The organism is Aeribacillus sp. FSL k6-2211, from assembly GCF_037966125.1.
In the GTDB taxonomy this organism is placed as follows: Bacteria; Bacillota; Bacilli; order Bacillales; family Aeribacillaceae; genus Aeribacillus; species Aeribacillus composti.
In genome coordinates, this window is sequence record NZ_CP150190.1 from 1,750,379 (window position 1) to 1,770,288 (window position 19,910).

Consider the following 19,910-nt stretch of genomic DNA (forward strand, 5'->3'; position numbering starts at 1 on the left):
TTTGCGATTCTACTCAAATTGTGAGCAATGGAAAAAAAGGGTACTTTCCAGAAAGTCAAATCGCCATTGGTAATAAACACCGATATATCAACGTTTCTAAAACATTAATGGGGGCGTCAATAAGCCATAAAAACGACTTATTAGACACCCCCAAAAATTATTTTACGATTATTGCTCTCACCTTTTTAATTGGATCATTGCGGTTCGAGCCATCTCCGTAAATGATGTGGACAGGGCCGTCTTCTTTTAACGGTTTTCCTTCCATGCTAAATGCCAAAATGCATTCTTCTGCTTTTTCAATCGGCATTTCGACTTCGCCGTTTTCGGTTTCAAAAACGACTGTTTTGGCGTTCGTTAACGGTTCAGCATTTGATAAAAACGGTTTAAGCGGCATGCCGAAAGTCCCGGTAAGCACCTTTTCTTTTTCAAATTTTTGTTCCGTTTTTAAAGTAGGCGGAAATACAGCTCCCTCCTGAATCTCCCGTTGCCATTGATTTGCTGTTTTTTGCACATAGTCCTCTTCTATGTTTTCCTCTTTGCGGCCTTGATCAAAATATGTATTTAAATCAATGCGGCGGTCATCAAAGATCCAAACACCTGGGTCCAAAGTAATTGGAAATTTTACATTCCCTTTTATTTGAATAATATCGCTCATGAGCATCCCTCCACGTTAAAGTATAAGCGCTTTTATGGATTTTGTCACATTCCGTTGCCCATTTCAGTTCAAAAAGGCGACAGTCAGGGGGCTGAGTCCAGAGCGGCAAATCAATCAGACAAATTCTTCTAGCATTTTTTTGGAAGGTTCATACATATATATGAACAACTTTAAAATTATTAGGGAAGGAGGGTGCGTGTTTCCTTGCAATTTTCCTTTATAACATTTAATATTAATAGATAGAATAGGGATTCCTTAATGGGGAACGGAGGGATTCAGATGGCATCATTTGAAATGGTTCTTAGTCACCGGGAAAAGGCTCTTTCGCTTTTAAAGGCGGATGCAGATAAAATCATGAAATTGATTAAAGTACAAATGGACAATTTGACAATGCCTCAATGTCCTCTTTATGAAGAGGTTTTAGATACGCAAATGTTCGGATTATCTCGGGAAATTGACTTTGCTGTCAGACTAGGCCTGATTGAAGAACGCGAGGGAAAAGCTCTGCTTGATGAGCTTGAGCGTGAGCTGTCAGCTCTGCACGAGGCATTTGTACGAAAATAAAAAGCTTGCTCAAACCGGTAAAAAAAAGGTTTGGGCTTTTATTTTATCTTTTCCATTTCTCATATTGACCTTCCACTAGGTGTTCCTTCGCAATTTTTATTTTGCCATTGAGAAAATGAATTGTTCAAAGTATAATAGAAAATAAATTTTCTTTACACTTATGAAAACAATGACTGTGTATTTATTTTGCAACAAGAAGAGCAGCAAGTCGTAAGGAAGATGAACATGTTGAAACGAATTTTAAAATCATATGATTATTCGCTTATTTTAGCAGTTTTCTTATTATGCGGTTTCGGCTTGGTCATGGTGTACAGTTCAAGTATGATCATGGCAGTCACGAGGTATTATACGGAAAGCGATTATTTTTTTCGCAAGCAATTGTCCTCGCTCCTGCTTGCAACGATAGCTTTTCTAGTTATGATGTTTTTTCCGTACCGCGCTCTGCTGAACGGAAAATTTATAAGAATTTTGTTTTTTGGATCGATTGCTGTTCTCGGACTGTTATTTATTTTTGGACATGTTGCCGGCGGTTCGCAAAGCTGGTTTAAAGTTGCCGGAAGAGCCATTCAGCCGGGAGAATTTGTCAAGCTTTCAGCCATTATTTATTTATCAGCTGTATACGAAAAAAAGCAATCGTACATATGGCACTTTGGAAAGGGTGCATTGCCTCCGGTAATCTTTACCGTATTGATTTGCGTTTTTGTTATGCTTCAGCCTGACATTGGGACATCATTCATTATTGGAATGATTGCCTTGTCTATTATTTTATGTTCAGGTATGGGCATCAAAAACATGTTAAAGTTAGTATTGCTTGCTTTATTTTTCTTATTGCTGCTAAGTCCGCTCATTTTATTTAAGGCCGATGATATTTTTAGTAAAGAACGTCTTTCCCGCTTTACAGGGTATACGGATCCATTTGAACATGAAGACGGAGCAGGTTATCAGCTCGTCAATTCATATATTGCGATCGGATCCGGAGGTCTTACTGGACTGGGGCTGGGGGAAAGCGTGCAAAAATACGGATATTTGCCGGAAGCGCACACTGATTTTATTATGGCCATTGTAGCGGAAGAGCTAGGTATTTTCGGTGTATTATTTGTTCTTGCGCTTTTGGCGTTTATCGTTTTAAAAGGCCTCTATATTGCAAGAAAATGCACCGACCCGTTTGGTACATTGATTGCCGTAGGAGTTTCAAGTATGATCGCCATTCAAACGGCCGTCAACTTGGGAGGAGTGACAGGGCTGATCCCGATCACTGGTGTTACATTGCCGTTTGTCAGTTATGGAGGCTCATCGTTATTAGTACTATTAATATCGATGGGATTGTTAGTGAATGTTTCAATGTTTGTCAATTACCGGGAGCAATATAAAAAAGAAAAAGAAATTGCAAGCATGTAATCGTTCCGCCATATGCTGCTCTAGTTTTATTTTCTTGAAAATCTAATATACACTGCAAGGGGGATTTATATGACGAACAGAAAAATTGAAAAAATCTTAGTAGCAAACCGTGGAGAAATCGCGATTCGGGTATTTCGAGCTTGCAATGAATTGAATATCCGAACCGTTGCAATTTATTCCAGGGAAGATTCAGGTTCTTATCATCGATATAAAGCAGATGAAGCTTATTTAGTTGGCGAAGGAAAAAAACCGATCGAAGCATATCTCGATATTGACGGTATCATTGAAATTGCAAAAGCTCATGACGTGGATGCTATTCATCCCGGATACGGTTTTTTATCTGAAAATATCGAATTTGCTAGAAAATGCGAAGAAGCCGGAATCATTTTTATCGGCCCTAGAACAGAGCACTTAGATATGTTTGGCGATAAAGTGAAAGCTAGACATCAGGCGGAAAAGGCCGGAATTCCAGTCATTCCAGGCAGCAACGGTCCAGTCAAAAGCTTGGATGAAGTGATTCAGTTTGGTGAAGAATACGGGTATCCGTTTATCATTAAAGCTGCTCTTGGCGGCGGAGGCCGGGGTATGCGCATAGTCCGTTCAAAGGCTGGAGTAAAGGATTCTTATGAACGAGCTAAATCGGAAGCAAAAGCTGCATTCGGCAGCGACGAAGTGTATGTAGAAAAGCTGATCGAAAATCCGAAGCATATTGAAGTGCAAATCATTGGTGACCACGATGGAAACATTGTTCATCTTTATGAGAGGGACTGTTCTGTCCAACGTCGTCATCAAAAAGTCGTGGAAGTTGCTCCAAGCGTTTCTTTAAAGCAGGAATTAAGGGATAAAATTTGCGAAGCGGCTGTACGGTTAATGAAAAATGTCAACTATGTCAATGCAGGTACGGTGGAATTTTTAGTTTCCGGAGATGACTTTTATTTCATCGAAGTAAATCCGCGTGTTCAAGTAGAACATACGATTACTGAAATGATTACAGGGATAGATATCGTTCAAACACAAATTCTTGTGGCAGAAGGCCACTCAATTCACAGCCCGGAAGTTGGAATTCCAAGACAGGAAGACATTAAAACATGGGGATATGCTATTCAAGCAAGGGTGACGACGGAAGATCCGCTGAACAATTTCATGCCGGACACTGGAAAAATTATGGCGTATCGTTCCGGAGGCGGCTTTGGCGTTCGATTGGATACCGGAAACAGCTTCCAAGGCGCTGTTATTACACCTTATTATGATTCATTGCTTGTAAAAGTATCGACATGGGCGCTATCGTTTGAGCAAGCTGCCAGAAAAATGATTCGAAATTTAAGAGAATTTCGAGTTCGCGGAATAAAAACAAATATTCCTTTTTTGGAAAATGTCATTAAACATGAGAAATTTTTATCTGGAGAATATGATACGTCCTTTATTGATTCATCACCTGAGCTGTTCGTTTTCCCGAAACAACGAGATCGGGGAACAAAAATGCTCACATATATTGGGAATGTGACGGTGAACGGTTTTCCAGGCATCGGGAAAAAGAAAAAACCAGTATTTGATGAGCCACCAATTCCGCACGTAAAATTATCGGAGCCTATTCCAGAAGGAACGAAACAAATTTTAGAGAAAGAAGGAGTCGACGGCCTTGTTAAATGGGTAAAAGAACAAAAACAAGTGCTGTTGACGGATACGACTTTCCGAGATGCTCATCAATCATTGTTGGCAACTCGCGTGCGTACAAATGATATTAAAAAGATTGCTGAACCTACTGCGAGATTGCTTCCAAACCTGTTTTCGCTTGAGATGTGGGGAGGAGCAACGTTTGATGTTGCCTATCGCTTTTTAAAAGAAGATCCGTGGGAAAGACTTCAAATTGTCAGAAAGCATGTGCCAAACTTGCTTCTGCAAATGCTTTTGCGCGCATCGAATGCTGTCGGATATAAAAACTATCCAGATAATGTAATTAAAGAATTTGTCGAAAGATCAGCGGAAGCAGGCATTGATGTGTTCAGAATCTTTGACAGCTTAAACTGGGTAAAAGGGATGACCCTTGCCATCGATGCCGTCCGAAAAACCGGAAAAATTGCCGAAGCAGCCATCTGTTATACAGGGGATATTCTCGATCCAACAAGAAGAAAATATGATTTGAATTATTACAAACAGATGGCAAAAGAATTGGAAGCATCAGGCGCACAAATTTTAGGCATTAAAGATATGGCAGGATTGTTGAAGCCACAGGCGGCATATGAGCTTATTTCAGTGTTAAAAGAAACGGTCGATCTGCCAATTCATTTGCATACACATGATACGAGCGGAAACGGCATTTACACATATGCCAAAGCGATCGAAGCAGGGGTCGATATTATAGATACGGCGTTGAGCTCAATGGCCGGTTTAACTTCTCAGCCAAGTGCCAATTCTTTATATTATGCGCTTGAAGGTTCGGAAAGAAGACCGAATGTTAACATTCAATCATTGGAAAAGCTGTCTCAATATTGGGAAGAAGTGCGCAAATATTATCAAGACTTTGAGAGCGGCATGAAAGCTCCTCATTCAGAAGTTTATGTACATGAAATGCCTGGCGGACAATACAGCAATTTACAGCAGCAGGCGAAGGCTGTAGGTTTGGGTGACCGCTGGGAGGAAGTGAAAGAAATGTACAGCCGCGTCAACCAAATGTTTGGCGATATTGTCAAAGTAACTCCGTCATCAAAAGTTGTTGGTGACATGGCGCTCTTTATGGTTCAGAACAATTTAACGGAAGAAGACGTATATGAGCGTGGAGAATCGCTTGACTTCCCAGATTCAGTCATTGAATTTTTTGCCGGATATCTCGGCCAGCCGTACGGAGGCTTTCCGAAAGAGCTCCAGCGCGTGATTTTAAAAGGCCGTGAGCCGATTACAGTTAGACCTGGGGAGCTATTGGAGCCGGTTAATTTCCAAGCATTAAAAGAAGAGCTGGAGCAGCTGCTCCATCGTGAGCCGACGCCTTACGAGACGATTGCTTATGCACTGTATCCAAAAGTGTTCACGGAATATTTGAAAACATATGAACAATATGGAAACATTTCTGTTTTAGATACACCGACATTCTTCTACGGAATGCGTTTAGGCGAAGAAATTGAAGTGGAAATAGAAAAAGGAAAAACGCTGATTGTGAAGCTAGTTTCCATTGGCCAACCGCAGCCTGATGGAACGCGGATCGTGTACTTTGAATTAAACGGCCAGCCGCGTGAGGTTGTCATTAAAGACGAGAGCATCAAATCAACTGTTCAGCAAAGAGTCAAAGCAGATCCGCAAAACCCTGAACATATTGGAGCGTCTATGCCTGGAACAGTAATTAAAGTCTTGGTAGAAAAAGGCGAAAAAGTAAATAAGGGCGATCATTTAATGATCACTGAATCAATGAAAATGGAAACGACTGTTCAAGCTCCATTTGCAGGTGTTATTAAAGATATTTATGTGAAGAGCGGAGAAGCTATTCAAACAGGTGATTTGTTAATCGAAATCACTAAATAATAAATTTTGTGCCAGCCATTTTTGGCTGGTTTTTTTTATGTAAAATTTTAAAATTTAAAACTTCGTTTCGAAAAAACTATTGAAAATGATTTTCACTCATGTTATTCTTTAATTAATGATGAAAATCATTCTCAAGAAAGGCTGTGACGACATGACAATGCTTTTTGTCGGTAGTACGGTTTTGATTTATAGCATTTTAATCGGATATGTTTTGAAGCGAGTCGATTCAAATTCATAAATAAATTTTTCATATATTACATAGCGGGGATTGGCAAAAAACCGTCAATCTCTTTTTTATGGGAAAACTGAGCTTTTTAACAGTCGCTTGGGAGGAAGCGAAGCGGGTTTTTTCTTGATCCAGGCTCCTGAAAATAATTTTTTTGCCTTCATTTACGGGCAATATGGTAAAATCAACATGAGGAATTGACGAAAAGGAGCCTGAGGTATGGGAAATGTAGTTGAGCAAGAACAAATCAGCAGCTTGATTCAAATATTTGAAAAGCTTCCTAAAGAAGTCAAAGCTTCCTATAAACAAAAATGGAAAGAATTAATTGAAAAAGAGATGCAGGATCAAATCCAAATTGCATTTATGGGCCATTTTTCGGCAGGAAAATCATCGCTGTTAAACAAGCTTGCAAACGGAACCATTTTGCCTTCGAGTCCGCTTCCGACCAGCTCCAATATCGTCATGCTGGCGAAAGGCGAACGTTTGACCCGTGTGCATCTGTTTAATGGCAAAATGTATGAATCGAAAGACGATTTGGATAATGAGCTGATCAGCAAGCTGTGCAAACAAGAAAATGAAATTGAAAAAGTATTTATTCAACGGCCTTATTTTACGATTCGTGAACATCTGATTTTAACAGATTCGCCGGGAATTGATTCGACGGATGACGATCATCGCAAAAGAACAGAATCGGCGCTCCATTTAGCGGATTACATCGTATATGTGACGGATTATCATCACGTTCAGTCGGAGCTGAATTTTTCTTTCTTGTCAAAGCTGAGGGGGATGAATAAACCGATCATCGTCATCATCAACCAAATTGATAAGCATCAAGAAGATGAAATACCTTTTTCAACGTTTAAAACAAACATTGAAGCCTCGCTGACAGCTATCGGAATTGAAAAGGAAAATATTTATTATACGACAACGAAATCGCCTGAGCATCCTTTAAACGAATTTAAGCAGTTAGAGGAGCGGTTAAATGGGCTAGTCGATAATAAAAAGCATTTAGTGCGAAAAAATGTATTGGAGCAGGCAAAAATTTTGCTTCAACAAATGAAGGAGGATTTGTCTAAAGAGAAAGCGGAGAGCCTTCATCTCTCATTGGATGAATGGAATCAACTTGATCAGCTGTTTCAAAACAGCCAGCAAAAATTGTCGGAAATAGAACAGAAGCTCAAACTGATAGATGAAGACATTAAACAGTTTGAAGCAGCATTTGATCAAGAACTTGATGGTTTGTTGAGAAACGCCAATCTTATGCCTTATGATACAAGGGAAAAAGCGGCAAAATTAATTGAAACCCAGAAAAAAGATTTTAAAGTTGGTTTGTTTTTCTCAAAAAAGAAAACAGAAGAGGCAAAACGAAATGCACTTATTCAATTTTATGAAGAGCTGGCCAAAAATGTGGAATCGCAAATTGTGTGGCACATCATCAATATGGCGAAAAAATATTATGAAAAGCATCATATCGACCAACCTTCTCTTTTACAGCAAATACTAAGCTTTTCGATCGAATTTGATGAAAATATGCTGCTTGACGTGATCAAACCAGGGGCTGAATTAAATGGTCAATATGTGCTCCAGTATGGGAAAGATGTTTCAAATGCTGTACAGCAATTGTGCAAACGAGAAGCTCAAAGCTTGCGCGATCACATGATCAAAGCGTTACACAAGATGAATCAAACAGAAAGAGAACGGATGAAACAGGAGCGGGAACAGCTTACAGTCAAACTGATGCAAATGTCTAAAGCGATTGATGAGAAAGAACAATTTATGAATGAGTTTAAACAGCTTTCCGACATATTAAATGGTCAAGGAACTGTTGACAATATCGATATCGAGCGATGGAAAGCCGAACATCTGCAAAAACAAATCATGGAATGGAATTCTCTTCAATTCCTTATTTCGAATGAAAAGCAAAGAAAAGATAAAAAAATAGAGAAAAAAGAAACCGAACGAAAACATGAAGCGGCGAAGAAAGATCAAATGATAAATAAGCTGCAAAAAGGGATTGAAATTTTAAATGAGACTGGGCTGGAGCATTCAGCCAACCGCTTAAAAGAAAAACTTTCTCAAATTGAGAACCGCTCCTTTCAAATTGCAATTTTTGGCGCGTTTAGTGCAGGAAAATCGAGCTTTTTAAATGCCTTGATTGGTGAAAAAATTTTCCCTTCCTCGCCAACTCCAACAACCGCTGTTATCAATAAATTAACCGGTGTTAAAGATGGCAAAAAACACGGGGATGTGGAAGTAGTCTTTAAAAATGAGCAGCAAATTTTAGAAGAAATTAATGAATTGCTAGCACCGCTTTCTCTTAAGGCGGAGAGATTTTCCGGTTTGCGCGAAGCGATGCTTCAAGCAATGAAACGAACGGAAGATGAAATGGTTCAACGAAGGCTGAACACCTTTTTAGAAGGAATCTCATTTTATGAAAAAGAAGATCAAAAAGTGAAATGGATCAAGGCAGATGAGCTTGAGTCATTTGTTGCAAAAGAAGAACGGTCATGTATGATTCAGGATGTAACGATTTATTATGATTGTGATCTGACTAGAAAAGGGATTACTCTTGTTGATACTCCAGGTGCGAGTTCATTTCACGGCCGGCATACAGAACTTGCTTTCCAATATATAAAACATGCGGATGCCATTATCTTTTTAACTTACTACAACCATCCATTTTCAAAAGGAGATCAGCAGTTTTTGGATCAGCTTGGTCTTGTAAAGGACGCCTTTACGTTAGATAAAATGTTTTTTATCATCAATGCAATTGATTTGGCGGAACATGATCAAGATGCAGAAGATGTTCGAAATTATGTCGAGCAAATGCTATTGTCCCATTCAATCCGACAGCCGAAGCTTTTTCAAGTTTCAAGCTTACAGGCATTGGAAAAGAAAAAGATTTCGAAGGTTCGAGACGAGTTTCCGCATTTTCTCAAGTCGTTTGAACATTTTATCCATCATGAATTGATGACCGTTTTAATTCAAGCGGCTGAACATGAATTTCAACAGGCGGTCTCAGAACTTTCAGATATGATCAAGCTTTTGGAGCTTGATGAAAGCGAACGCGATCAGAAAATTCGCGAATTGAAGGATCAGCTCAATCGCATGCAGGAATTAATTCGTACGCAATCAGTTGACGAATACGTTATAACATTCCAGCAGGAAACGGAAGAATTGAACTATTACGTAAAACAGCGGCTTCTTCATAAACTTCCGGAGCTGTTTAAAGAGGCGTATCATCCTGGCAAATTTACAAACAGCACAAAGGGAGAAGCAGCCATTTTAATGGATTGTTTTAACGAAATGATAGAAGGACTGAATATTCAGCTCCAGCAGGAAATGAACGCTACAACACTTCGTATTGAAAATTATTTAAACGGAATATTGCAAAAAATCAATCAGAACCTTTCCGACATGGTTGCTAAACAATGTGTAGCAGTTCCGTTTTCAAATATAGAAGAGATTCAATGGGAAGAAATCCGGATCCAAGTTTCCGTTTTCCCTTACATTCAATTTGATGTTTCAAAAGCACATAAAGTGTTCCGAAATACGAAATCATTTTTCGAGCAGAACGAAAAGCAAAAGCTGTTTGAAATTCTAGAACAGAATTTGAAAGATACGATTGACATGTCGGTGAGAGCTTTTGAAGAGCATCTGGCTCGCCATTACGAAGCATTATTGAAAAAGGAAATCAAACAGCTGAAGGAAAAAATGATTCAGGAAGGGGAACAATTTATTCAAGCTAGATTAAAAACGTTGACAGCACCAAATGATGTACAATGGATGAAAGAAAAATTCAATGAATTAACATCGCTTTCATAAAGAGGGGCAGAAGCTCCTCTCTTCCTATGAAAGTGCTCGAACTTAAAAATTAGGGGGAAAAAAGATGGCAGAAGTACATAAAGAGATAACAAAGCATTCAAACCGCCAGCACGAGATCGTGAAAAAGTTTTTGCATCTCGAAGAAAAACGGGAGCAGGCAATCGATGAAGCTGTAAAGCTTTGCGAAAAGGGGCTTCATTTTTCCGTGCAAACGATTAACGAAATTACAAAAGAAATGAATGAGCTGGCCAGAGCAACCGGAATCGTTCCGCAACGAAAATACGTAACGGAAGAAATGGTAAAAGAATATGTAAGTCGGAAGCAAAGCTGAAAGGAACTGGATGACCCAGTTCCTCATAAAATTTATGGAAGAGTCTTTATTTTCTGGATGCTAACAGAACGTGCAAAATGGTTTGTGGAAATGTTTTTTGCGGGATGCCGGGAGGGAGGAGAAGCCGCAAAAACCAAGCTCATCCCTCTGATCAAAAAGCGGATCTCATGGGGCCACGCCCTTGATGGAACGCTCATAAACGTTGTTAGTTTATCGTGTTCTAATACATTAAAGGTCCCGGTGAATGTTCATAAACGTTGTTAGTTTATTGTGTTCTAATACATTAAAGGTCCCGGTGAATGTTCACAAACGTTGTTAGTTTATCGCGCTAATACATTAAGGTCCCGCTAAATGTTCACGAATGTTGTTAGTTTATTGCGTGCTAATACAATAAAGGGTTCCAATGAAAGACCAGAACGTTGTTAGTTCTTCTTCAATAAAATGAGTTAACACATAAAGCCCTCCGAACGATAAAAAATGCTGTTTCCAAATATAAGCAACACGAAAAAACTTAAAATCAGCCGCTTGTTGTTCCTTCATGATCAATCCCTTTTTGAAGCTGCAATGCTTTTTTGGCTAATTCATCAGCCGTTTTGTTTTGCTTTTCGGGAATCCATTTAATAAAAAACAAATCCAATTGATCGATGAGCTTTAATGCTTCTTGAAGATGGCTGTTATAGCGTTGATTTTTTGCATAACGTTTAAGCACTGCTTGCTCCACTGCCTGTGAATCGGTTCTGAAAGAGACGATCTTATATCCTTTTTCAAGGCAGATCATAAGTCCTTTGACTAATGCAGCAAATTCAGCTTCATGATTATCCATGACGCCAAGGGGGAAAAAATATTTTTCTTGAATGTTCGTTCCTTTTATATAAATACCGGCGCCGGAAAGTCCGGGATTTCCTTTTGCCGCACCATCTATGTAGACTTCTACCAATCAATTTCACTCCCTTAGAGGAATTTTTTTAAAAATGAAGAATATAACATGTCATCAAGATCATGATAAGGATGAAAAAAGCTTAAAATAGATGTGAGGAGCTTTTGATCTTATTAAGTAAAACATCTATTTGACTGCCTTTTTCTTTTCAAAAAAATCGATGTGATTATACCATACAATTCGATCAATGTCTGTAAAAACCCTTTTGAGTGAATCGGTTGCAAGGTTGAACAGAATATGGTATAAAAAATTAGTCTCTTCAATTGAGAATGCGAAAGATACATTTTCGAGAAAGTACAATCTCTTTTTGTGAAACAGCATAATGATAAATAAAAAACAGTGGAGATGGAATGATGAAAGATCGTGCGGCTATATTTGAAAAAGTGACTGAATTAATGGATGAATATTGCGTAAATTGTTTTTTAAAAGCTCATTTTCGAAAAGAATACGGAAAAACATATGCCCATTCATTTTGTATTAATAAATGTACGGTGGGACAGCAAATTAAAGAGCTGGGGAAAAATTTGAGGGGGACACGCAAGCGCGGCGATCGAAAATTCAGTAATAAATAAAAATTCCGAAAATAAAAAATAAAAAGAGGCAAAAGCCTCTTTTTATATTTGAAGATCAAATGATCATCGATTATAATTTTACAACGTTCGCTGCTTGTGGTCCACGATTTCCTTGGACAATTTCAAAAGATACCGCTTGACCTTCTTCTAAGGTTTTGAAACCTTCGCCTTGAATTGCAGTGAAGTGGACAAAAACATCGTCTCCGCCTTCAACTTCAATAAAACCATAACCTTTTTCATTGTTAAACCATTTTACTTTACCATTTTGTTGCATATTTCGATTTCCTCCTAATACTTTCCGCACAAAGCCGTGCTTAAAAAATTTTTTATCATTTAACAGGAATATAATGCAACAAGCAAGGTCTCAAAACCTTAGGCTGCCTATATTCAGCTAAATGATATATCTACTATACACTAACCAATTATTGAAAGTCAAGTTTATTCCAATGATTCGAATTTTTGTCAAAACGCTAAGGTGGAAATTGATTGGGAATAAATCAGCTTAATTGCCGGCTACATGACAAGGATGCTTTCACCGTGAAAATCGGTGCTGTTTTCTCGCAAAAAAAAGCATTTTCCAGGTAATACGAGGAAGTTAATATGATAAAGCGACATCATTTTATAAAAAAACGAATGTCTTATTGACACTCGTTTATGAAATATGTTCATGAATATATTTAGACATTCGTTCACTTTCTAACTTTATGTCGTCTAAAATGGTGTCCACAGCGTTTGGATGGTACAGTTGAAAAATATTTTTACGCATCCGTTTTAATTTATCAGGTGAATGCAATAATTTGTTCACCTCATCAATCATATCAGATACATTGTTGACGATGACCGCAGCGCCGTGTTTTGCAAAGAATTCCGCGTTTTCTTTTTCCTGCCCAGGAACCGGGTTGTATAAAACGAGAGGAACCGAAAGGGAAGAAGCTTCTGTTAACGTAATTCCTCCGGGTTTTGTAATCAACAAGGAAGCAATTCGAAACAGCTCGTCCACTCTTTCGACGTAACCCAAAACTTTCAATTGATCTCTGCTTGCTTTAGCAAGAGGGGCTAAGCGGTCTTTGAGCGCATGATTGTTTCCGCATACAACAACGGTTTGGACGTTTTCTGAATAGCGCATCGCTTCGCAAATTTCTTTCACATTTTTTAAGACGCCGTGAGCACCTGCCATAATAAGCAAAATATGTTTGTTCTCACTTAATCCATATTTACGGTACAACGGTTCTATCTCAATATTTTCTTCAAATCGGCTGCGTATAGGAATTCCGGTAACTTTTACGTCTTTTTCGTCGATCCCTAAGCTGAGAAGTTTTTCTTTTACATCTTCACATGCAACATAATATTTATCTATGTTTTGATGCACCCAAATTTTATGTAAACAAAAATCTGTCATGACATTAAAGGTCGGAATCACGTGACCGGTGCGTCTCCGGTATTCGGGTACGACGATCATTGGAAACGTATTGATGATGATATCGGGTTTTTCAGCAGCAATCACTTGTTCGAGTTTTTTTCTGCCCATTGTGTAATAAACATTCATGACTCGTTTATTGTACATTTTATCTACACCATAATAAAACAAACGGTAAAACTGTTTTCCAAACGAAAAGCTCTTTAAATACAGGTATTTTGTGAATTCAGTAATGAGTGGATGAGACTCTTGATATAGATCGCAAACGATGACGTCCATACCCCGTTCCATACATCGCTTTTCCAGCGTCTTTGCCACTTGAATATGCCCGTTTCCGTACTTTGCTGTCAAGATCAAAATTTTCTGCTTATTCATAAACGATTTCATCACCTCAATTTCAGAACGTCGTATTTTAATCCGACCAGGTTGCTATTATTATTCCCAAATATAAGGAGTTTCTTGATATACATAATAGTTAAGCCAGTTGACAAACAGCAAATTCGCATGTGACCGCCAGCGATTGTAAGGCGATTTCGTCGGGTCGTCATTAGGGAAATAATTTTTTGGGATTTCGATGTCAAGTCCTCTCGCCAAATCTCGTTCATATTCATCTCTTAATGTTGTTGCATCATATTCAGGATGTCCGGTTAAAAAAATAAATCTCCCGTCTTTCGAAGAAATAAGACATACACCCGCTTCATCCGAATAAGACAAAATCTCTAAATCTTTTTGTTTTTTCACTTCTTCCACATCGATGTCCGTATGGCGAGAATGAGGAACGTAATAGATTTCATCGAAACCTCTTAACAGCTTGACGGAAGGATCTGATATTTTATGTTCAAAAACGCCGAAGCATTTTTTCGGCAGCATATATTTATCGATGCCGTAATGATAGAATAGGCCTGCTTGAGCACCCCAACAAATATGCAAAGTAGATGTCACATTTTCTTTCGTCCATTCAAAAATGTTTGTCAACTCTTCCCAATAATTAACAGCATTAAAAGGCATTTTTTCAACAGGAGCCCCTGTTACAATCAACCCGTCGAATTTTCGATGCTTGACTTGATCAAACGTTGTATAAAATTGTTCTAAATGCTGCTTTGCCGTTGTTTTTGGCGTATGGGTTTTCGGACGCAAAAACGTGATATTAACTTGAAGCGGAGAATTTCCTAAAAGTCTGAGAAGCTGGGTCTCCGTTTTTTCTTTTTCTGGCATTAAATTTAAAATGGCAATATTTAATGGGCGGATATCCTGAGTGTAAGCCCTTTTTTCATCCATCACGAAAATGTTTTCCTTCTCCAATATTTCTTTTGCCGGCAAATTTGCTGGTATATTAATTGGCATGTATGTGCACCTCCGGAATGTAATCGAAAAACAAAAAAATGAATCATGTGCAGAGCGAAACAGAACATGATCAGACTAAGTTTTGCTAATATTATAGATAGTTTAAAATGATATTTCAATTTTAGATTTGTTATTATTATGACTGTAATGTAAAATCAACGTAAATGGAGGGGGAGGCGTGATGACTGTTTATGACTTTGATGTAAAAACCGCAGATGGGCAAACAATATCACTATTACAGTATAAAGGAAATGTCATGCTCATTGTCAATACTGCAAGTTATTGCGGCTTTACGGAGCAATACAAAGATTTGCAAAATTTATATGAAACATACAAAGAAAAAGGATTTGTCGTACTGGCGTTTCCGTGTAATCAGTTTGGCAATCAGGAGCCGGGAACGGACGAAGAAATCCAAACATTTTGTGAAAATTATGGTGTGACATTTCCCGTCTTTTCAAAAATTGATGTGAGAGGCCCGAATGCCCATCCTTTATTTGTGTACTTGACCGAACAAATTCCAGGCGTGTTTGGAACAAAGATGATTAAATGGAATTTTACAAAATTTTTGATCGACCGCGACGGCAATCCGGTAGAGCGATTTGTTCCGCAAACAAATCCGAAAGACATCGCTCCTTATATCGAAAAGCTTTTGTAAATTCTCCATTATTTCACTGCAAGTGCTTTTGGAAAGAATTTTGCAGACTGGCATGTTAAAATGGAACTAGCTAAGAGGAAGTAGGGAGTGACATCTTGTGAACATTAAGTCGATTGAACCTACCCCAAGCCCTAATACGATGAAAGTAATTCTCGACCAAGAGCTTCCGGCAGGTAAAAGGAACAATTATAAAAAAGAAAATGCTCATGAAGCACCAAAGGAAATCCAATCCATTTTAGCAATTGAAGGGGTGAAAGGGGTTTATCATGTTGCAGATTTTATGGCCATTGAACGAAACAGCAAATATCATTGGCAGGATATTTTATCAGAAGTAAGAAGCATTTTCGGCGAGCAGGTTGAAGATAACAGCCAGGACGCCTATTCTCCTGAAGAAGGATATGGCGAAGTAAAAGTGTTTATTCAAATGTTTCACGGTCTGCCGATGCAAGTAAAGCTGACAGACGGACATGAGGAGCGCCGCTACGGGCTGCCTGAACGCTTCCGAAACATGATCATGGAAGTTCAAAAGCATGCGAACAACGTTGTTTTAGAAAGGGAATGGAAGGAGCATGGCGTCCGCTACGGAGATTTGGATGCAATCGGCCAGGAGGTTGTCGATGAAATATCAGCAGCCTATCCGGATGACAGGCTGGAACGCATAAAAAATAGAATCATTCATCAAAAGGATGAAAAGGAAACGTTTAAGCGATTCAGCTACAAAGTAACGGTTGACATGCTTGATGATCCTGATTGGCAAAAGCGGTTTGCCCATTTGGAGCAAATGGATCCAACGCTTGAAGATTTAGATGTGCTGGAAAAAGCGTTGAATGATGAGAAAGCATCGATACGAAGACTTGCAACGGTCTATTTAGGAATGCTCGAAGATCCGGCTGTCCTTCCTTTGCTCTATAAAGCGTTAAAAGATAAAAGCGTTACTGTTAGAAGAACAGCAGGTGATGCGCTATCTGACATCGGGGACAAAGCGGCTATTCCTGAAATGGCGAAAGCATTGAAGGACAAAAGTAAACTTGTTCGTTGGCGAGCAGCCATGTTTTTGTACGAAGTAGGAGATGAATCTGTTTTAAAGGAACTGAAGGAAGCGGAAGACGATCCAGAATTTGAAGTGAAAATGCAAATAAAAATGGCAATAGAAAGGATCGAAAAAGGAGAAGAAGCAAAAGGATCCGTTTGGAAGCAAATGACCGAAAGCCGGCAAAAGTAGCATATTTCTGTTTCATAAACGAATAATGTTAAATATAGTAAAAATTAGGGGGATTGAAAATGTCAATGGCTTATGAAGAGTATATGCGTCAGCTCGTTCAACCGATGAGAGATGAGTTGACAAATGCCGGATTCCGCGAATTAGTTACACCTGAAGAGGTGGATCAATTTATGGAATCAGCGGAAGGGACAACGCTCGTCTTTGTGAATTCCGTTTGCGGCTGCGCAGCGGGACTTGCAAGACCAGCGGCAACACAAGCTTTAGTAAGAAGCGAAAAAACTCCTGACCATCTCGTAACAGTTTTTGCGGGTCAAGATCGGGAAGCGACGGCAAAAATGAGGGAGTATTTTATCGGTTATGAACCGTCGTCGCCGTCAATGGCTCTTTTAAAAGGAAAAGAAGTTGTCCATTTTATCCCAAGACATGACATTGAAGGCAATACGCTGGAAGGAGTTATGGAAAATCTTCTTCAAGCATTTGAAAAGCATTGCTAATAATATTCAGCTTCTTAAAAGTAAAAGAGCTCATGGTCTTCCATGAGCTTTTAGTCTGTAAGTTCCATTACAATTAAATATGCAAGTGTAATAAAGCTACCTATTATGAACATTGCATCATACATATGTACTTTCCTCCAATCAACTAGAAAAAATTTTGCAGGATGAGTTGAACGGTCATTTTCTGCCGGTTTCCCAAATTGTCGGCTTCCGATCTGCTGCCTCCAACTTCTGATTTTTATTTTACCCTTTTTTCTCGTTTTTTTGAACCCATTTCTTTTCAGTCAAAAAACTCTATCAAATATCTATTTTGATTAAAATATGATAGAATGATAGTATCGTTTGTTCATTTGGCGGAAAGGATGTTGGGAACTTGAAAAATTGGATTCGAAAATCGCTTGTCGTTTTATTTACACTCGCAACATTCGGGCTTGTAGCGCCTCCGTCCGCCTTAACCGTCAATAAACAGGCTCCTGATGCAAACTATGCACCGGAGGCCGAAGAGAAAAAACTATTACTGCATCGTGATTCACAAGATCAGTCAGCAATAGAACAGCCAAACATTGTCGATCAATTTTTGTTTGAAGCGGAAAAACAATCATTTGAAAAATTCGGCAAAAAAATCAGCGGTGTGATAGAAGATGAGTTTCGCAACTTAGTTTTGCCGCAAATGGAAGAAGTGATCAAAACCTTCTTGGCAACGGAGAAGGAAAAATTTGCAGATTTGGCTATATCCCAAAAACCTGCGAATGGAAAAGGAGAAAAAATTTTTCACATTTATGATCGTACGAGCGGAAAAGACTTGATACGATTTCATGTTCGCGTCGATCATCCGCCAAAACAGGGCTATTGGTTTGATTTTCATTACCATACATACCATGACCACTTTCAAACCCATTATGCATTGGGGAAAATTTATTGGGACACAAACACACCTCCAAATTGGATGCAGTAAAGTCCTGCGGTAATATGTCAAGGTGAAAAATCATAGAAATTGGAAATTCCCTTGTCCGATGATCCGAAAAAAGGCAATACTGAAGAAACCCAGTATTGGTACATGTAATAAACTGGGTCTAAAGGTTGATATTGGTATACCAGATCGATCCTCTTATCGATCTTCCCCCTTTCTTGGCGTGTAGATTTGACCGTTGCGTAGCAGCGCATCGATCACACGCACGAGTTTTCTAGCGGTGAGGACGAGGGCTCGTTTATGTTGGTGTTTGGGCACTTCCTCATACTTCTTCCGGTAGTACGCACGAAACGTCGCATCATGCCGTTGCACCGAGTTGGCAGCCTCCACTAGGTAGTAACGGAGATAGCGATTGCCGGAACGAATGAGGGAGGTGTCCTCGGCTTGAAAACGGCCCGATTGGTGCTTGGACCATGTCAAGCCGGCATATTTTGCCAAGGCGGCCTGGTTGTGAAACCGCTCGATTTGCCCGATTTCGGCCAGGATGCCTGCGGTATAAACCGGTCCGATGCCTGGGATGGTTTGCAGTGTGTTCGGAATGCCTTCAAGATGGCGGGTAATGGCTTTATCGAGCTCTTTGAGCTGCGATTGCAGGCTGCGGATTGATTGAATCGACAGCCCTAACAGCAAGTCGATGGAATCCTCGACACACTTGGACAACCGATACGACGAACGGGCCGCCTTTTGAATCGACTTGGCGATGCATTCCGGATCGGCAAAGCGATTGCGCCCTTTTTGGCGCAGGAAGTCGGCCAACTGCTTGACATCCATTTGGCAGATGTCATCGAGGCTCCACGACTCAAGCAGCAGTTCGAGAATGGCATGTCCGAAGATCGAACTGTCCACCTCTTGGGTAAAGGAACTGCATTTGTAAAACAAGTGCTGGAGAAAATACTGTTTCTCACGGGTTAACTGGTGGACGAGATGATATCGCATGCGTGTCAGTCGCTGAAGCGCGAGAAACTGCTCCTTGAGGACAGCCGTCATCTTCAGACGGCCGAAGCGAAGCCGATCCGCAATGATCCAAGCATCGATGTCATCCGTTTTCTCCAAGTCGACATAGGCTTCTTTAAACTTGCGAATGAGCTTTGGATTGATCGTAAACACCTTGACGTTCCAAGCCTGCAAGGCCTCCTGCTGGTGGAAAAACATAGCTGGATGCCAACTGTAGACCGAGGTGGCTTCCATCCCGATCAGAATTTCGGTTGGCTTTCGCTTGTTAGCCCACAGGAGGAGGATTTGATCCCGAAGGAAGGTGGCGCCCAGAAGATGATTATCCACTTTGAAGCGTGCGCACGTATTTCCTTCATGATCCATAATGCAGGTGGCTAAGTCGCGTGAGCTCACGTCGATCCCGACGTAGAGTTTCATGAGATCACCTCCTATTGTTGTAGGATCGAGGGGTCGGACTCTTCGGGATGCCCCGGATCGCGCCTGTTGACCAGTCACCCTCGCATATGAGAACTCACGTTGGACCATGGGCTGCCCTGGAAGCTGCTCCTTCCAGCATGGGGAAAACCAACGGGAACAGCCTGCGGGTTAGACGTCCAAACAGGGGCCGAGGAGACAGACTTTACAAGTAGTCAAAGCTACAGGAGTGAGAAGAGTATCCCCGATGATCCTAAGACCATTATCCAGGAACATTGCGAAAAGTCCAACCCCGGTACGCTGAACCCTTTGTGGGAGGGGCGCGCCCCTCCCACAAAGGTAACCACCCAAGATATGCGATTGTCAAGGAGCGTATCGGACTGGAAATTCGATAAAAAAACTTTCTGAAACTTAGTATA

General features: G+C 39.9%; 17 protein-coding genes. 10 read left to right on the forward strand and 7 right to left on the reverse strand.

The features are described 5' to 3' along the window. Positions 1-157 precede the first annotated feature (157 nt). Positions 158-655 carry a molybdopterin-dependent oxidoreductase gene (locus NSU19_RS08515; RefSeq protein WP_066250247.1) on the reverse strand — a complete coding sequence of 166 codons (498 nt, stop codon included), beginning with the start codon at positions 653-655 and terminating at the stop codon, positions 158-160. A 279-nt stretch (positions 656-934) separates the two neighbouring features. Here NSU19_RS08515 and NSU19_RS08520 point away from each other — a divergent pair, with 279 nt between their 5' ends. The 5 genes from NSU19_RS08520 (at position 935) to NSU19_RS08540 (ending at position 10,512) form a co-directional block, all read left to right on the forward strand. After that, complete coding sequence (locus NSU19_RS08520) at positions 935-1,219, forward strand: YlaN family protein (protein ID WP_063389660.1); 285 nt, start codon at positions 935-937, stop codon at positions 1,217-1,219. 225 nt (positions 1,220-1,444) lie between these two features. Continuing rightward, positions 1,445-2,617, forward strand: a complete 1,173-nt coding sequence (locus NSU19_RS08525; RefSeq protein WP_339199780.1) for an FtsW/RodA/SpoVE family cell cycle protein — start codon at positions 1,445-1,447, stop codon at positions 2,615-2,617. Between the two features lie 69 nt (positions 2,618-2,686). Next, a complete protein-coding gene (pyc, locus tag NSU19_RS08530) occupies positions 2,687-6,130 on the forward strand; it encodes a pyruvate carboxylase (protein ID WP_063389662.1) in 3,444 nt (1,147 codons plus the stop codon). 445 nt (positions 6,131-6,575) lie between these two features. Beyond that, the gene (locus NSU19_RS08535; protein ID WP_339199782.1) at positions 6,576-10,181 is read left to right on the forward strand and encodes a dynamin family protein; all 3,606 of its coding nucleotides are present in this window, start codon (positions 6,576-6,578) and stop codon (positions 10,179-10,181) included. A 64-nt stretch (positions 10,182-10,245) separates the two neighbouring features. Further along, positions 10,246-10,512 carry a DUF2533 family protein gene (locus NSU19_RS08540; protein WP_130158285.1) on the forward strand — a complete coding sequence of 89 codons (267 nt, stop codon included), beginning with the start codon at positions 10,246-10,248 and terminating at the stop codon, positions 10,510-10,512. Between the two features lie 372 nt (positions 10,513-10,884). Here the strand turns inward: NSU19_RS08540 and NSU19_RS08545 are convergent, their stop codons facing one another. After that, the gene (locus NSU19_RS08545; protein ID WP_161939842.1) at positions 10,885-11,052 is read right to left on the reverse strand and encodes a hypothetical protein; all 168 of its coding nucleotides are present in this window, start codon (positions 11,050-11,052) and stop codon (positions 10,885-10,887) included. Beyond that, entirely contained in the window at positions 11,030-11,449 is a 420-nt protein-coding gene (locus tag NSU19_RS08550) for a reverse transcriptase-like protein (protein WP_063389665.1), read from the reverse strand. The genes NSU19_RS08545 and NSU19_RS08550 overlap by 23 nt, the downstream gene beginning before the upstream one ends. A 353-nt stretch (positions 11,450-11,802) precedes the next feature. Here NSU19_RS08550 and NSU19_RS08555 point away from each other — a divergent pair, with 353 nt between their 5' ends. Beyond that, positions 11,803-12,021 carry a zinc-finger domain-containing protein gene (locus tag NSU19_RS08555; protein ID WP_157728045.1) on the forward strand — a complete coding sequence of 73 codons (219 nt, stop codon included), beginning with the start codon at positions 11,803-11,805 and terminating at the stop codon, positions 12,019-12,021. A gap of 70 nt (positions 12,022-12,091) precedes the next feature. Here NSU19_RS08555 and cspD read toward each other — a convergent pair whose 3' ends face one another. The 3 genes from cspD to metA all read right to left on the reverse strand — a co-directional run bounded on the left by cspD (position 12,092) and on the right by metA (position 14,782). Beyond that, positions 12,092-12,295, reverse strand: coding sequence for a cold-shock protein CspD (gene cspD / locus NSU19_RS08560; RefSeq protein WP_063389667.1), 204 nt, complete (start codon positions 12,293-12,295; stop codon positions 12,092-12,094). 378 nt (positions 12,296-12,673) lie between these two features. After that, the gene (locus tag NSU19_RS08565; protein ID WP_063389668.1) at positions 12,674-13,813 is read right to left on the reverse strand and encodes a diglucosyl diacylglycerol synthase; all 1,140 of its coding nucleotides are present in this window, start codon (positions 13,811-13,813) and stop codon (positions 12,674-12,676) included. Between the two features lie 60 nt (positions 13,814-13,873). Further along, entirely contained in the window at positions 13,874-14,782 is a 909-nt protein-coding gene (gene metA / locus NSU19_RS08570; protein WP_063389669.1) for a homoserine O-succinyltransferase, read from the reverse strand. Between the two features lie 181 nt (positions 14,783-14,963). On the opposite strand from metA, the gene NSU19_RS08575 reads away from it, so the two are divergent. The 4 genes from NSU19_RS08575 (at position 14,964) to NSU19_RS08590 (ending at position 18,108) form a co-directional block, all read left to right on the forward strand. Next, the gene (locus NSU19_RS08575) at positions 14,964-15,437 is read left to right on the forward strand and encodes a glutathione peroxidase (RefSeq protein ID WP_063389670.1); all 474 of its coding nucleotides are present in this window, start codon (positions 14,964-14,966) and stop codon (positions 15,435-15,437) included. Positions 15,438-15,534: 97 nt separating this feature from the next. Continuing rightward, on the forward strand, positions 15,535-16,659 hold the full coding sequence (locus NSU19_RS08580) for a conserved virulence factor C family protein (RefSeq protein WP_066250259.1): 1,125 nt from the start codon (positions 15,535-15,537) through the stop codon (positions 16,657-16,659). Positions 16,660-16,718: 59 nt separating this feature from the next. Next, entirely contained in the window at positions 16,719-17,153 is a 435-nt protein-coding gene (locus tag NSU19_RS08585; RefSeq protein WP_063389672.1) for a BrxA/BrxB family bacilliredoxin, read from the forward strand. Between the two features lie 373 nt (positions 17,154-17,526). Next, positions 17,527-18,108 carry a YpjP family protein gene (locus NSU19_RS08590; protein WP_066250261.1) on the forward strand — a complete coding sequence of 194 codons (582 nt, stop codon included), beginning with the start codon at positions 17,527-17,529 and terminating at the stop codon, positions 18,106-18,108. A 153-nt stretch (positions 18,109-18,261) separates the two neighbouring features. Here NSU19_RS08590 and NSU19_RS08595 read toward each other — a convergent pair whose 3' ends face one another. After that, the gene (locus NSU19_RS08595) at positions 18,262-19,494 is read right to left on the reverse strand and encodes an IS110 family transposase (protein ID WP_339199785.1); all 1,233 of its coding nucleotides are present in this window, start codon (positions 19,492-19,494) and stop codon (positions 18,262-18,264) included. Positions 19,495-19,910 lie beyond the last annotated feature (416 nt).

Excerpts from the sequence above, each read along its gene's own strand:
- NSU19_RS08515 (WP_066250247.1), bottom strand. The coding sequence starts at position 655 with ATGAGCGATATTATTCAAATAAAAGGGAATGTAAAATTTCCAATTACT.
- NSU19_RS08520 (WP_063389660.1), top strand. The coding sequence starts at position 935 with ATGGCATCATTTGAAATGGTTCTTAGTCACCGGGAAAAGGCTCTTTCG.
- NSU19_RS08525 (WP_339199780.1), top strand. The coding sequence starts at position 1,445 with ATGTTGAAACGAATTTTAAAATCATATGATTATTCGCTTATTTTAGCA.
- pyc (WP_063389662.1), top strand. The coding sequence starts at position 2,687 with ATGACGAACAGAAAAATTGAAAAAATCTTAGTAGCAAACCGTGGAGAA.
- NSU19_RS08535 (WP_339199782.1), top strand. The coding sequence starts at position 6,576 with ATGGGAAATGTAGTTGAGCAAGAACAAATCAGCAGCTTGATTCAAATA.
- NSU19_RS08540 (WP_130158285.1), top strand. The coding sequence starts at position 10,246 with ATGGCAGAAGTACATAAAGAGATAACAAAGCATTCAAACCGCCAGCAC.
- NSU19_RS08545 (WP_161939842.1), bottom strand. The coding sequence starts at position 11,052 with ATGAAGGAACAACAAGCGGCTGATTTTAAGTTTTTTCGTGTTGCTTAT.
- NSU19_RS08555 (WP_157728045.1), top strand. The coding sequence starts at position 11,803 with ATGAAAGATCGTGCGGCTATATTTGAAAAAGTGACTGAATTAATGGAT.
- cspD (WP_063389667.1), bottom strand. The coding sequence starts at position 12,295 with ATGCAACAAAATGGTAAAGTAAAATGGTTTAACAATGAAAAAGGTTAT.
- NSU19_RS08565 (WP_063389668.1), bottom strand. The coding sequence starts at position 13,813 with ATGAATAAGCAGAAAATTTTGATCTTGACAGCAAAGTACGGAAACGGG.
- metA (WP_063389669.1), bottom strand. The coding sequence starts at position 14,782 with ATGCCAATTAATATACCAGCAAATTTGCCGGCAAAAGAAATATTGGAG.
- NSU19_RS08575 (WP_063389670.1), top strand. The coding sequence starts at position 14,964 with ATGACTGTTTATGACTTTGATGTAAAAACCGCAGATGGGCAAACAATA.
- NSU19_RS08585 (WP_063389672.1), top strand. The coding sequence starts at position 16,719 with ATGTCAATGGCTTATGAAGAGTATATGCGTCAGCTCGTTCAACCGATG.
- NSU19_RS08595 (WP_339199785.1), bottom strand. The coding sequence starts at position 19,494 with ATGAAACTCTACGTCGGGATCGACGTGAGCTCACGCGACTTAGCCACC.